Raw genomic sequence first — 13,651 nt, 5'->3', positions numbered from 1 at the left:
ACATGGACATGTTCATCAAGGGCGCGACGATCCTTGCGGTCGGCGGCACGCACGGCTTCGAGCCCTTCACGGGCGACGTCCACATCAAGGGAGACCTGATCGCGCAGGTGGGCTCCAACCTCGAGGTGCCAGAGGGCGCCGAAGTCATCGACGGCACGGGCAAGCTGGTCATGCCCGGCCTCATGAATTCGCATCTCCACACCAATGAGGCCCTGTTCAAGGGACGCTACGACAACATGCCTCTCGAGGTGTGGATGCTCTACGCCTACCCCATCCTTGCGGCGAAGGCGCTGCCGCCCCGGCTCGTCTATCTGCGCAGCATGCTGGTGGCCATGGAATCGCTGAAGACCGGCGTGACCTGCATCACCGACGATCTCTACGAGAGCCCGCGGCAGGAGATGCATCTGCTGGGCGCGGCGGTGGATGCCTATGACGATGCCGGCATCCGCGCCACCGTTTCCGCCCATGTGGTGGACCGGAACTTCCTCGACACGATCCCCTTCGCGCGGGAATACGTCTCGCAGGAGCTTCAGGAGGAAGTGGGCCGGCTGCCGAAGGTCGGCGTCAACGATTACCTCGGCTTTGTGAAGGATGCCCACGGCCGCTTCCATGGCCGTTCGGGCCGCATCCGCTTCATGCTGGCGCCCTCCGCGCCGCAGCGCTGCACGCCGGAACTGATGCTGGCCGCGAACGATCTGGCGAAGGAATGGGGCGTGCCTTTCCACACCCACATCGTCGAGACCAAGGTGCAGGGCGTGACCGGGCCGGAATTCTACGGCAAGACGCTGATGGCCTACATGAACGATCTCGGCCTTTTGAACCCGTGGACGACGATCGCGCATTCCATCTGGGTCACGGACGCCGACATCGAACTCATGGGCCGGGCCGGCGTGTCGGTGGCGCACAACGCCATCTCCAACCAGAAGCTTGGCGCCGGCACCGCGCCCGTCCGCAAGCTGCTTCAAGCGGGCGTCCATGTCGGCCTGGGTTCCGACGGCATCTCCACCAACGACACGCCTCGCATGTTCGACGTGATGCACACGGCCGGGCTGATGCACAACGTCAACAATCCGGACTGGTCGCGCTGGCTCACGGCGTCCGAAGTGCTGCATGCCTGCACGCTCGGCGGGGCGCGAACCGCGCTGCTTCAGGACCAGATCGGTTCGCTGGAAGCCGGCAAGAAGGCCGACCTTCTCATTCTCGACATGGAAACGGCGAGCTTCTCGCCGCTCAACGACATCCGCAACCATCTTGTCTATTGCGAGAACGGGTCGTCGATCGAGAAGGTGATCGTCAACGGCGAGATCGTGGTGGAGGACGGCCGGCTCACCCGGGTGGACGAGAAAGCGCTGCTGGCCGAATTGCGCGCCGCGATGCCGGAATTCCTCGAATATCATCGTGGCGTGGAGGCCGCGAATGCCGTGTTCGAGCCGGCCTTCACCAAGGCCATTCAGCGCTGTTATGCGACCGATCTCGGCTTCACGCGCTGGGCGTCCGATCTGGGCTAGGCGCCGGACCCGCGAGATCGAGCCCGGAGGTCGATCTCGCCGTCAACCTCAGCCGCCGCACCAGGGCTACGAGGAAGAGCGCCGTCAGCACGAGGACGATGGTCGGCGCGGGGCCGCTGTCGAGGAAGAAGCTGGCATAGGTGCCCGCCAGCATCGACAGCGTGCACGCCAGAACGGCCACGACGAGCATCTTGCCGAACGAGCGCACCAGCAGGAAGGCGATCGCGCCCGGGCTCACCAGCAGGGCCACGGACAGGATGAGGCCGACGGAGGTGAGGGTGCCGACGATGGTCAGCGAGAGCAAAGCGAGAAGCCCGTAATGAAGCCACGCGGTGCGCAGGCCGGACGCCTGCGCCTGCGCCGGGTCGAACACGAAAAGCAGGAAGTCCTTCCATTTGAGCAGCAGCACGCTCGCGGCGACCAGCGCAATCGCGCCTGACGTCATGAGATCTCCCGGCCTGATGCCCAGCATGTTGCCGAACAGGACATGGTCGAGATGCTCGTTCGTGGTGATGGACGTGTAGAGCACGATGCCGAGCCCGAACATGCCGGAGAACACCACGCCCATTACGGTGTCCTGCTTGACCCGGCTGTTGTCGGCCAGATAGCCGGTGGCGATGGAGCAGACCATGCCGGCCGCGAAGGCTCCGATGATCAGCGGGATGCCCGTGATCCAGGCCAGCACCACTCCCGGCAGAACCGCATGGCTGACGGCGTCGCCCATCAGGGCCCAGCCTTTCAGCACGAGAAAGCACGACAGCAGCGCGGTCGGCACGGCCACCAGCAGGCAGATCAGAAAGGCGTTCTGCATGAAGGGGAAGCTGAACGGCAGCAGAGCGGCGTCGAGGCTCATCGCAATGCCTCCCCCGCTTCGTCGTGCGCAAGTGCGCGGGCGGCGAGCCTTCGCGTCGCCAGCATTCCGTGCTTGGGCGCGAACACGAAGGCCGTGAGGAAGATCAGCGTCTGCAGCGTGACGATGATGCCGCCGGTCGCGCCATCGATGAAATAGCTGCCATAGGCGCCGACGAAGCTGGTCAGGGTGCCGATGGCGATCGAGACGAGGATGAGGCGCGGAAAACGGTCGCACAGCAGATAGGCGGTGGCGCCCGGCGTCACCACCATGGCGATGACGAGGAATGCGCCCACCGTCTGCATGGCCGCGACGACGGCCGCCGACAGCAGCGCGAAGAAAACGGCCTTCAGAAGGTTCGGGCGCAGGCCGATGGAACGGGCGTGGTTTTCGTCGAAGAACACGACCATCAGATCCTTCCATTTGGCGGACAACACCACGAGGCACACCAGTCCGATGATGACGAGCTGCAGCGTGTCCTCGGGCGTGATGGCCAGGATGTTGCCGAAGGTAATGGTCTGGATGCTGATCGGCACGGGGCTGATCGAGGTCATGAACAGCCCGAGCCCGAAGAAGGAGGTGAAGATGATGCCGATCACGACATCCACCTTCAGCCCCGACCGGTCGGAGAGGAACAGCATGGCACCCGCCGCCAGCCCGCCGGAGATGAAGGCGCCCAGCGCGAAAGGCAGGCCCAGCATGTAGGCCGCAGCAACACCCGGCACCACGGAATGGCTCAGCGCATCGCCGATCAGCGACCAGCCCTTCAGTATCAGATAGGCGGACAGGAAGGCACAGACGCCGCCGACCAGCGCGCTTACCCACATCGCGTTCATCATGTAGGAATAGCCGAACGGCTGGAGCAGCAGATCGACCATTACGGTGCCTCGCCGCTGGTGCCGGCGCGTTGCACACGGTCGCCGTAATGCACATAGGGGCGTTCGTCGTCGGTGATGATGCTTACCCCGCGCGGGTCGTCGTCGTCATGCAGGGTGTGGCCGGGCAGGGTGAAGTGGCGAAGCACGCCGCCGAACGCCCGCTCCAGATTTTCGTGGGTGAAGACGTCCTCGGTCGGGCCAGAGGCGAGGATCGTGCCTTTGACCAGTACCGTGCGGTCGCAGAATTCCGGCACCGAGCCCAGATTGTGGGTGGAGACCAGCATCACGCGGCCCTCGTCGCGCAATTCGCGCAGAAGAGCCACGATCTGGTCCTCGGTCTTCACGTCGACACCGGTGAAGGGTTCGTCGAGCAGGATGATGTGGCCGTCCTGCGCCAGCGCACGGGCCAGGAAGACGCGCTTTCTCTGCCCTCCGGACAACTCGCCGATCTGGCGTGCGCGAAATTCGCTCATGCCCACGCGGGCGAGCGCCTGGTCCACCGCGGCACGGTCGGCAGCGGAGGGGCGGCGCAGAAAGCCCATATGGCCGTATCGGCCCATCATCACCACGTCCTCGACGAGGACGGGGAAGGTCCAGTCCACCTCCTCGGCCTGCGGCACGTAGGCGACAAGGTTTTCACGCAAGGCTTCGCGCACATTGCGGCCGAGCAGCCGGATCTCGCCGCGCGCTGCCGGCACGAAGCCCATGATGACCTTGAAAAGGGTCGACTTGCCGGCCCCGTTCACCCCGACCAGCGCGGTGATGGTGCCGCGCGGCACCGAGAAGGTGGCATTGCGCAGAGCCGTATGCCCGTTGCGATAAGTAACGGTGACGTCGCGGACATCGATGCCGTCGACAGCGGTCATTTGCCGGCCTCGGCCCCGGTCAGACCGTCCACGACGGTCTGCGAGGTCACCCGCAGCAGGTCGATGTAGGTCGGCACGGGACCGTCCGGCCCGCTCAGCGAATCCACATAAAGCACGCCGCCGAAGGAGGCTCCGGTCTCACGCGCCACCTGTTTGGCGGGGGCCGAGTTCACCGTGCTTTCGCAGAACACCACCGGCACCTTGTGTTCCCGCACGCCGTCGATGACCTTGCGCACCTGCTGGGGCGTGCCGGTCTGGTCGGCGTTGATGGGCCAGAGATACAGCTCCTTCAGGCCGAAATCGCGCGCCAGATAACTGAACGCACCCTCGCAGGTGACGAGCCAGCGACCATCCTCCGGAATGGCGGCCAAACGTGCGCGCAATGGTTCGATCGCCTCGCGCAGCCGGGTCTTGTAGGCTTCCGCATTCGCCCGATAGCTCTCCGCGTTCGTGGCATCGTGCGTCACCAGCGCGTCGCGGATGTTGTCGATGTAGATGAGCGCGCTCTCGGCCGACATCCAGGCATGGGGGTTCGCGGCTCCGCGATAGCTGCCCTCCGAAATCGGGATCGGCGTGATGCCCTCGCTCAGAACGACGGACGGTACCTCTCCCAGATTGGCCAGGAATTGCTCGAACCAGCGTTCCAGATTGAGCCCGTTCCACAGAATGAGGTCGGCGTCCTGAGCGGCCACGATGTCGCGCGGCGTGGGCTCATAGCCGTGAATCTCGGCGCCGGGCTTGGTCACGGCCACCACTTCGGCCGCGTCGCCTGCCACGTTTCGCGCCATGTCGGCGATGACGGTGAACGTCGTCACCACTTTGAACGGCTTGTCGGCCGACTGCGCCCATGAGGGACTCGTTGCGGACAGGATGGCGGTGAGGGCAAGGATCGCCGGAACGCGGCTTCTCATATGTCTTCGTCTCCAAAACTCGATCACATATATGCTAATGCGAACTATTCGCATCAAGCAAGCGGCTTTTGCGAATTAATTGCATCAGGCAATTTGTCACGAGATCTGCTGGTTGGGCATTCCGTCGAGGATGGACTGGTTGTGGGATGGTTCCCCACCATCAGCGCCCAAATTCCCTCTTTGGTTCCCGCGATACCTTCGTCATCTTCGCAAGGTGCCCTTAGGCCTTGTCGGATGGGCCACCTGACATTGAGGGTTTAAGCAGGCGCGGGGCCGGTCTCTCGAAGGTCTGGCGGCCGGCCTTGAAGCCGGCAATCGGGGCCAAACCCTGCGCGACCGCGTTTGTCGCGTCCTGCGAGCGCAGGGCGATCATGTCGGCAGTGGCGCCCACATGCACGCCGTAGTCTTTCAGGTTCATCAGGCGGGCCGGAGCGGTGGTGACGAGATCCAGGCAGGTGCGGAAGCCCGCCGGATCGACCTGCGCGACGTTGGCGTAGAAATTCGCCATCCTGATCAGGGACGCGTCGCCGAAGGGCGTGAACGGATTCAGGACGTTGTTCGTGGCGATCGAGCAATTGACGCCCTTTGCCATCAGGCGGTGCGCCGGTGCCAGCCCGCGCGGCACGTGGTGGCTGCATCCGCGCCCCATCAGATACAGATCCGTCGCGGGCAGCACCGTGACCGCAACTCCGCATTGCGCCAGGCGCTGTGCGATCGTTTCCAGCGTTTCCGGCGGTACGGCGGACAATTTGGTGACGTGCCCTATGGCGACCCGGCCGCCCCAGCCCGAGCGCTCGGTCGCGAGGCAGATCAAATCGAGATGCATCCAGGAAGGGTCGAGATCGAAGTCGAGATGGAAATCGAGGTCGAGGTCGTAGCGGCGTGCGAGCGTGAACAGGATCTCGATCTGCTGCGCCGGATCGCTGTCGGTGTAAGGGCAGCCGCCGAGAAGGTCCGCGCCCCTTTCGATGGCCTCTATCAACAGTTCTTCGGTGCCTGGATAATTCGTCATTCCCTCCTGTGGGAAGACGCAGATGTCGAGATCGATGGCCCAGGCATAATCCCGCTTGAGACGGCGCACAGCCGCGAAGCTGCGCAGGCCGATTGCCGGATCGATCTCCAGATGCGTGCGCATATGCGTCGTGCCGTGGGCGATCGCGCTTTCGAGCACCCGCGCGCCCCGCTCATAGACATCCTCCTCGGTGAATTCCGCCTTCATCCGCGACACTGCCGCGATGGCCGCCGAAAGGTCACCGAGTGCCGGGTCGCAGCGATCGAGCAGGCAGGCCTTGTCGAGATGCACGTGGCTGTCGACGAGCCCGGGAACGATCAACGCGCCACCGAGATCGAGATGGTGGTGATCGCCGGAGATCGAGGACGCGATGTCCACGATGCGGCCGTCCGAAATGCCGATGTCGAAGCGGCCGGTGCGGTCGAGCAGGCGGACATCGCGAAGGAGAAGCTGAAGGGGCATAATCATCCGGTGGTCATACGGTGCGGATGCGAGAATATCGCAAAGATGGGCGCACACGCGCACATAAAATGCGCACACTTGGCGCGATAAAGTGCATACATGTTGTGATCTGCGGGTTTAATTTGATGGTCCCAGGAGGATCCAATGACCGAGAACCCGTCAGCCGCCGACCGCAACGCGGAAATCGTGCGCCTCTATCTGGAGGCCAGCATGATTCCCGACCCCGATTCCGCGGCGCAATACATGAAGCCCGGCACCGAAATCACGTTTACGGGCGGCCGCGTTTTCGATCATCCGCGCGGTCCGACGGCCTTCAACGCCAGCCGCTACAAATGGGTGAAGAAGCGCATGGAGCGTTTCGACGTGGCTCCCGCCGACGGCGAGACGGTGGTCTACAGCGTCGGCACGCTCTATGGCGAATGGCTCGACGGCACGCCCTTCGAGGGCAATCGCTACGTCGACCGCTTCGTCGTGCGCGACGGGCTGATCGTGAAGATGGATGTGTGGAACGACAGCGCCGAGCGGCTGCTGGTCGCCAGCGGGGCGGTCGCGCCCTGAGGTGCCTTATCCGGCGGCGGCCCGGGCCGGCCGCGGTGCGGGATCGGCCTCCTCGGCGTAAGGGGCCAGGATGTCCATGATGTCGAGGCCGCGCGGTTTCCCGGGCGCGACGAGCGCCCGGTCGGCCACGGCGGCAATGTGGTGGTGCATCAGCCCGATCACCCTCTCGGCATCTCCGGCTTCGAGTGCATGGATGATGTCGCGATGCTCCGCCACCGCGCAGTCCGAGGAATGTGGGCGGCTGAAGAGCGAGAGCGTCAGGCAGCAGCGATAGGCGATCTCCCCCACATAGCGGATCAGGATCGGGCTCTGCGTCATCTCCGCGAGAAGGATATGGAACTCGGTGGCGAGCCGGATCGAGATCGGGCCGGGACCGCCGCGCGCGGCCTCCTCGGCATCGACATGGGCGTGCAGCGCCGCGATCTGCGCCTTGCTCAATTGTCCGGCAAGCTGGCGCACAACGAGGCGCTCCAGCTCCAGCCGCACATCAAAGGCATCGCGTGCCTCCTCCCAGCTCGGCGTGGCCACCACCGCAATGCGGTTGCGGCGCAATTCCACCAGGCCCTCGGAGGCGAGCTGACCGAGCGCATGGCGCGCGATGGTGCGGCTGACGCCGAAGCGTTCACCCAGTGCATCTTCCGGCAGTTTCGCCCCGGGTTGCAGAGCCTGCTCGATGATGGCGCGGCGCAGCGCGCGGCAGATCACGCCGACCCGGTCGCCTCTTTTTTCCCCGTTCACGCGCGTGGCTGCCATGTCGGCTCCCGGATCCTGTTCTCCATCCCAGATTAGCGCCCGTAATGGCTGCCCCGCAACCGGGTCGATGCAAACTGGCATCCTGCTTGCATGCACTTTCCATCATGAGCAGCATGCACACCCACCCCACAGCTATCGAACTCTCCGCCGCGGCCGTCACATTCGGGCGCGGCGATAACCGGGTCGCGGCCCTGGCGCCCACCACGATGCGTATTCCCGACGGCGAATTCGTCGCGCTCGTCGGGCCGTCGGGCTGCGGCAAGTCCACCATTCTTCGCCTTGCGAGCGGCCTGATCCAGCCCTCGGACGGTGCCGTCATCGTCGGCGGACGCGAGGTCGCGGCCAAGGCGCTGCGCATCGGCATGGCCTTCCAGAACCCCACCATGCTGCCCTGGATGACGATCGAGCAGAACGTGATGCTTCCGCTCAAGATCGTGCAGCCGTTCCGCTCGGAGTTCCGCGCCAAGAAGCGCGGGGCGTTCCGGGACAAGGCGCATGCTCTGCTGGAGCAGGTCGGGCTGAAGGGTTTTGCCAAAAGCTATCCGTGGCAGCTCTCGGGCGGGATGCTGCAGCGCGCCAATCTCTGCCGCGCGCTGATCCACGAGCCGCGCCTGCTCCTGCTCGACGAGCCCTTCGGCGCGCTCGACCAGTTCACGCGTGAGGAGCTGTGGATGATCCTGCAGGATCTGTGGCTCACCCATCGCCCCACAGTGCTGCTCGTCACGCACGATCTGCGCGAGGCAGGCGTGCTGGCCAGCCGCATCTGCGTGATGAGCGCGCGGCCCGGTCGGGTCATCGACGACAGCCCCGTCGATTTCCCACGCCCGCGCACCGTCGCACAAACCTTCGAGCCCGATTTCGTGGCGCTCAATCAGCGCCTGCGCGGCCTGATCGTCGAGGCGCGCACCTCCTCCCAGCCCGTGGTGGCCTGACATGATCGATCTTCGCCTGAAACAGAAAGTATGGGCCGGCCTGCTGATCGTGGGGTTCTTCGTCGGGTGGGAGGTGTTCTGCCTGGCGTCCGGCATGTCCGACCTCATCCTGCCGCGCCCCACGCAGGTGCTCGAAACGCTCATCGCCCGCCTGCCGGTGCTGTGGCCGCATATCATCCAGACGGTGCTGACCACCATGACCGGCTTCGTGCTCGGCGTGGCGCTCGGGGTGCTGCTGGGCGCGGTGATCGGCGTTTCGCGCGTCGCCTACGAGACGGCCTATCCGCTGCTGATCGGCTTTTCCTCGATCCCCAAGGTCGCGGTGGTGCCGATCTTCGTGCTTTGGTTCGGCTCGGGCACCGTGCCGGCGGTGTTGACCTCGCTGTCGATCTGCTTCTTCCCGATCGTCGTCAACATCGCCACCGGCCTCGCGACGACCGAGCCCGAGATGGAGGACGTGCTGAAGGCGCTCGGCGCGTCCAAGCTCGACATCCTGTGGAACGTCGGCCTGCCGCGCACCATGCCGTTCTTCTTCGCCTCGCTGAAGGTCGCGATCACCTACGCCTTCGTCGGCACGGTGCTGGCCGAAACGGTCGCGTCCAATCGCGGCATCGGCAATGTGATGATGAGCGCCTCCTCGAACTTCGACGTGCCGCTGGTGTTCGCGGGCCTGTTCATCCTCGCGGCGCTCGGCGTCGCGCTCTACGTCGCCTTTTCCCTCATCGAGGGCCGGCTCACCGGCTGGGCCACCCGCAAGAACGATTTCGCGGCGGCCTGATCCTTTGCCCACCAAGTCCACAGGAGAGAATCAATGTTGAGAAAGCTGGCCGCAGGCCTCATCGCGGGCGTCCTGATGACGGGCACCGCATTCGCTCAGGACACGACGATCCGCTTCACGCTGGGCTGGAAGACGCAAGGGTCGGATGCACCCTTCTTCCTCGCCAAGGACAAGGGTTACTTCAAGGAAGAGGGGCTGAACGTCGTCATCGACCAGGGCGAGGGCTCGGGCGCTACCGTCACCCGCATCATGGGCGGCGCCTATGATGCCGGCTTCGGCGACGTAAACGCCATCATCCAGAACTCGGCAACCCGGCCCGAGGACGCCCCCGTCATGGTCTACATGATGTGGAACCAGCCGCCCTTCGCGGTGGTGACGAAAGCGACGAGCGGCATCGAGAAGCCCGAGGATTTCGAGGGCCGCACGCTCGGCGGGGCGCAAGGCACGCCGACCACCCGCCTGCTGCCGGTGTTCGCCAAGAAGAACGGGCTCGACATGTCCAAGATCAATGTGTCGAACATGGCGCCGAACCTTCAGGAGCCGATGATGATCCGCGGCGACATCGACGGCGCGCTGGTCTTCAACATCACGAGCTATTTCAACCTCGTGCTCAATCGCCAGGACCCGGACAAGGATTACCGCTGGTTCCAGTTCGGTGATTTCGGCCTCGATCTGTATTCCAACGGCGTCATGGTTTCACGCAAGCTCTTGACCGAGAAGCCCGAAGCGGTGCGCGGTCTGGTGCGGGCCGTCAACAAGGCCCTGATCGAGATCGGCAAGGACCAGGATGCCGGCATGAAGGCAGCCGTGAACTTCGACAACCTCATCAATGCGGACGTCGAGAAGCGCCGCCTGCAATATTCGTTCGAGAAGCTGATCGTTTCCGACGAGATGAAGGAGATCGGCGTCGGTGACATCAATGACGACCGCATGACGCGGGCCATCGGCTTTGTGGTTGAAGGCTACGATTTGAAGCGCACGCCCACCTCGGCTGAAATCTTCTCGCGCGATTTCCTTCCGCCGCGCGACGAGCGCAGCCTCGTCTACACCAAGAACTGAGGAGTGCCATGTCCGCCCCGACACGCATCACGGACGTTTCCGACGCGTTCTGCGGGGCGGACAATCTCGCCGCGAATGGCGTCCGCGTCCGCCATTCGGACGGGATCATCGATGCGGTCGAGCGCTGTCCGGAGGCGGCCGAACGTCGACGCCTCCTGATCCCCGCGCTCGTCAACGCCCACGATCACGCGCGGCCGGCCATGTCGTCGTTCGGCGCGGCCGACATGCCGCTCGAACTCTGGCTGCCGCGCGCCTCGTTCGCGACGCCGCCAGACCCCTATCTCGCCGCCGCCGTCTCGTTGGCACGCTCCGCACGCGCGGGCTGCGGGTCGGTCATGGTGCATTACACTCGCCCGAGCGGTCGCATGGATCTCGTGAGCGAGGCGCGCGAGATCGCCCGCGCGGCCCGCGATGTCGGCGTCCGCATCGCGTTCGCGCTTGCGGTGCGTGATCGCAACCCGCTCGTCTATGGCGACGAGGCCGGCGTTCTGGCCGAATTGCCGGAGGAGGCGCGCCGCACCATCGAGGCGGTGTTCCGCCGCCCCCCGCCCGGACCGCGCGACTATGTCGACCTTGTCGATTCCATCGCGGCCGAGATCGCGGGGCCGATGGTCGACGTGCAATACGGCCCGGCTGGCGTGCAATGGTGCTCGCGCGCCTTGCTGGAGACGATTGCCGAGCGCTCCGCGGCGACGGGGCGGCGCGTGCACATGCACCTCCTCGAAACCGGGCTTCAGCGCGTCTGGGCCGACCGCGAATTTCCCGGCGGAGTGGTCCGTCATCTTCGCGAGATCGGCCTGCTGTCCCCGCGTCTCACTCTTGCGCATTGCGTTCACGCGCGCCCGGATGAGCTCGATATGATCGCCGAGGCCGGTGCGGCGATCGTCACCAATTTCTCCTCGAACCTGCACATCCGGTCGGGCCTTGCCCCGATCGGAGACGCGCACCGGCGCGGCTGCGCCATCGCGGTCGGCGTGGACGGGCTCGCCTTCGACGAGGACGACGATGCCCTGCGCGAAATGCGCCTCGTGCAGGCCATGCATGGCGGCTGGGGTTTCGAGCGCACCTGGACGCAGGAGACGTTTCTCGATGCGATGATCGCCAATGGCCGCCGCTCGATTGGCGCGCCCGGCGATGGGCGCATCGCCTCTGGCGCGCCGGCCGATTTCGCGGTGCTCGATCTCGATGTGCTGGACCGCGACCGCATCATGCCCGTGGATCCGGTGAAGATGCTGTTCGCGCGCGGCAATCTCTCCGCCATCCGCGAGGTTGTGGTCGCAGGGCGCACGATCGTGCAGGACGGGCAGCCGACCGGGGTCGATCTCGACCTCTTGCAGGACGAACTCCGGCAATTGTTCCGGGGCGATCGCAATCATGCGCTCGAAGCTGCATGGTCGCCCTATCGTGCGGCGCTCGCGCGCTGGTACGGCGCGTTTGCCGGTTGCTGCTGAGGCGCGGTTTTAAAATTTCGAGAGCCAGCGAGGCCGCTCACCCCGATATGGACGGGCGAGAGAGGAGCTATTGCGTGCAGCCGCCATAATAACATTCGCTAAATGCGGCAACCCAGCTCTCCACATAAAGGATCAGAGCATAGCCCTTCCAAATGTCGAGCCAGCTTGTATACGAGCCGGACGTTTCAAGGAGCTGACCGATGAAGGCTATCAGATTTCACCGCCATGGCGGGCCGGAGGAGATCGTCTACGAGGATGTCGACGATCTCGCCGTGCCGCCGGGGCATTATTTGGTCCGGGTGCGCGCCGTGGCGCTCAACGGCTTCGATCCGATGATCCTGCGCGGCATACCGGGCCTCAAGACCCCGTTGCCGATGATCCCGGGTGGCGACATCGCCGGTGAGATCGTCGAAGCCGCCCCCGACATCGCAAGCCCGCAATTCGTGCCCGGCGATCGCGTGCAGGTCGTGCCGTATCGGCCCGGCATCGGTATGGTGGGCGAGACGCTGCCCGGCGGCGCTGCGGAATTGCTCGCGGTCCCTGAGGAATGGCTCGTGAAGATCCCCGACAACGTGTCCTTCGTGCAGGCGGCGGCGCTTCCGATCGCCTATGGCACGGCGCTGCGCCTTGTGGATGTGCGCGGCAAGATCGCGGCGGGTGAAACGGTGCTCGTGCTCGGCGCGACGGGTGGCGTGGGTACGGCCATTGTCCAGCTTGCCAAGCAGCGCGGTGCCTATGTCATCGCGGCGGCCGGTTCGGCGGACAAGGCCCAGAAGCTGCTCGATATCGGCGCCGACCGGGTGATCGATACCTCCGCTGAAGACTTCGTGACCTATGTGCATCGCGAATTCGGCAAGCCGCGCATCTGGGGCGATGGCGGCGGTGTCGATGTCGTGGTCAATTACATCGGCGGCGAGACTTGGACCAAGAGCCTGCGCGTGCTCAAGCGGTTCGGCCGCATGATCACCTGCGGTGCGACGGCGGGCTACGATCCGAAGGAAGACATCCGCTACATCTGGTCGTTCGAGCTGTCGATCGTCGGCTCCAATGCGTGGCAGCCCCAGGATCAGGTGACCTTGCTCGATCTCGTCTCGAAGGGCGAGCTCGATCCCGTCATCGACCGTGTTCTGCCCTTGTCGCAGATGCGTGAGGGGCTGCAGACGCTGATCGACCGGCAGTTCTTCGGCAAAGTGGTGCTGGAAGTATGAGCCTCTCCGTCAGCGCTCTCCAGACCATCGTCGATACGGCGCCCTATCATCGCTGGCTCGGCATCCGGGTCGTTGCCATCGACGCCGACGCCACGCAGGTCGACACCGAGATCGTGCATCGTCGCGATTTCGATCGCCTCGAGGATGGCACGCAATTCCATGGCGGCGTCATCGCGGCCTTCATCGACACCACAGGCGATCTCGCGATGACGGTGGTGGCCGAGGGCATGGTGCCGACCATCAATCTCAGGGTGGATTATCTGCGGCCGGCGGTCGGGGCGTTCCTGCGCGGCCGGGCTCATATCCGGCGCAGCGGGCGCACTTTGGGCGTCGTGGATATCGATATCCTTGACGACAAGGACCGCCTTGTGGCGGTCGGCCGCGGCACCTACAGCGCCGCGACCGGTTAGGGCACTGGATCGGCG

The 13,651-nt window shown here is 64.9% G+C and carries 14 protein-coding genes; 8 read left to right on the top strand and 6 right to left on the bottom strand.

What is annotated here, in order from left to right:
* Positions 1-2 precede the first annotated feature (2 nt).
* Positions 3-1,508, top strand: a complete 1,506-nt coding sequence (locus ACQ6S1_RS07160; protein WP_445040504.1) for an amidohydrolase family protein — start codon at positions 3-5, stop codon at positions 1,506-1,508.
* Here ACQ6S1_RS07160 and ACQ6S1_RS07155 read toward each other — a convergent pair.
* The 5 genes from ACQ6S1_RS07155 to ACQ6S1_RS07135 all read right to left on the bottom strand — a co-directional run bounded on the left by ACQ6S1_RS07155 (position 1,480) and on the right by ACQ6S1_RS07135 (position 6,493).
* Positions 1,480-2,361 (bottom strand): metal ABC transporter permease, encoded by an 882-nt coding sequence (locus ACQ6S1_RS07155; RefSeq protein ID WP_445040503.1) that lies wholly within the window; start codon positions 2,359-2,361, stop codon positions 1,480-1,482. The two genes, ACQ6S1_RS07160 and ACQ6S1_RS07155, sit on opposite strands and share 29 nt — an antisense overlap.
* Positions 2,358-3,236, bottom strand: a complete 879-nt coding sequence (locus ACQ6S1_RS07150) for a metal ABC transporter permease (protein ID WP_445040502.1) — start codon at positions 3,234-3,236, stop codon at positions 2,358-2,360. The genes ACQ6S1_RS07155 and ACQ6S1_RS07150 overlap by 4 nt, the downstream gene beginning before the upstream one ends.
* Positions 3,236-4,102 carry a manganese/iron ABC transporter ATP-binding protein gene (locus tag ACQ6S1_RS07145; RefSeq protein ID WP_445040501.1) on the bottom strand — a complete coding sequence of 289 codons (867 nt, stop codon included), beginning with the start codon at positions 4,100-4,102 and terminating at the stop codon, positions 3,236-3,238. Before ACQ6S1_RS07145 ends, ACQ6S1_RS07150 begins: the two co-directional genes overlap by 1 nt.
* Positions 4,099-5,013 carry a metal ABC transporter substrate-binding protein gene (locus ACQ6S1_RS07140; RefSeq protein ID WP_445040500.1) on the bottom strand — a complete coding sequence of 305 codons (915 nt, stop codon included), beginning with the start codon at positions 5,011-5,013 and terminating at the stop codon, positions 4,099-4,101. Before ACQ6S1_RS07140 ends, ACQ6S1_RS07145 begins: the two co-directional genes overlap by 4 nt.
* A gap of 220 nt (positions 5,014-5,233) precedes the next feature.
* Positions 5,234-6,493 (bottom strand): amidohydrolase family protein, encoded by a 1,260-nt coding sequence (locus ACQ6S1_RS07135; protein ID WP_445040499.1) that lies wholly within the window; start codon positions 6,491-6,493, stop codon positions 5,234-5,236.
* A 138-nt stretch (positions 6,494-6,631) separates the two neighbouring features.
* Between ACQ6S1_RS07135 and ACQ6S1_RS07130 the strand changes: the two genes are divergently transcribed.
* Positions 6,632-7,045 (top strand): nuclear transport factor 2 family protein, encoded by a 414-nt coding sequence (locus tag ACQ6S1_RS07130; RefSeq protein WP_445040498.1) that lies wholly within the window; start codon positions 6,632-6,634, stop codon positions 7,043-7,045.
* 6 nt (positions 7,046-7,051) lie between these two features.
* Here the strand turns inward: ACQ6S1_RS07130 and ACQ6S1_RS07125 are convergent, their stop codons facing one another.
* Entirely contained in the window at positions 7,052-7,798 is a 747-nt protein-coding gene (locus ACQ6S1_RS07125) for a GntR family transcriptional regulator (RefSeq protein ID WP_445040497.1), read from the bottom strand.
* A gap of 104 nt (positions 7,799-7,902) precedes the next feature.
* Between ACQ6S1_RS07125 and ACQ6S1_RS07120 the strand changes: the two genes are divergently transcribed.
* The 6 genes from ACQ6S1_RS07120 to ACQ6S1_RS07095 all read left to right on the top strand — a co-directional run bounded on the left by ACQ6S1_RS07120 (position 7,903) and on the right by ACQ6S1_RS07095 (position 13,636).
* Positions 7,903-8,730 (top strand): ABC transporter ATP-binding protein, encoded by an 828-nt coding sequence (locus ACQ6S1_RS07120; protein WP_445040496.1) that lies wholly within the window; start codon positions 7,903-7,905, stop codon positions 8,728-8,730.
* 1 nt (position 8,731) lies between these two features.
* Complete coding sequence (locus ACQ6S1_RS07115) at positions 8,732-9,508, top strand: ABC transporter permease (protein ID WP_445040495.1); 777 nt, start codon at positions 8,732-8,734, stop codon at positions 9,506-9,508.
* Between the two features lie 33 nt (positions 9,509-9,541).
* Complete coding sequence (locus ACQ6S1_RS07110; protein ID WP_445040494.1) at positions 9,542-10,567, top strand: ABC transporter substrate-binding protein; 1,026 nt, start codon at positions 9,542-9,544, stop codon at positions 10,565-10,567.
* A gap of 8 nt (positions 10,568-10,575) precedes the next feature.
* Positions 10,576-12,018, top strand: a complete 1,443-nt coding sequence (locus tag ACQ6S1_RS07105; protein ID WP_445040493.1) for an amidohydrolase family protein — start codon at positions 10,576-10,578, stop codon at positions 12,016-12,018.
* A 200-nt stretch (positions 12,019-12,218) separates the two neighbouring features.
* The gene (locus ACQ6S1_RS07100; RefSeq protein ID WP_445040492.1) at positions 12,219-13,226 is read left to right on the top strand and encodes a quinone oxidoreductase family protein; all 1,008 of its coding nucleotides are present in this window, start codon (positions 12,219-12,221) and stop codon (positions 13,224-13,226) included.
* Positions 13,223-13,636, top strand: coding sequence for a PaaI family thioesterase (locus tag ACQ6S1_RS07095; protein ID WP_445040491.1), 414 nt, complete (start codon positions 13,223-13,225; stop codon positions 13,634-13,636). The genes ACQ6S1_RS07100 and ACQ6S1_RS07095 overlap by 4 nt, the downstream gene beginning before the upstream one ends.
* Positions 13,637-13,651 lie beyond the last annotated feature (15 nt).

The sequence above is a fragment of the Terrihabitans aquatilis genome (genome assembly GCF_052542005.1).
The sequence above is the reverse complement of the archived record's forward strand: the minus strand, read 5'-3'. Positions and strand labels throughout refer to the sequence as shown.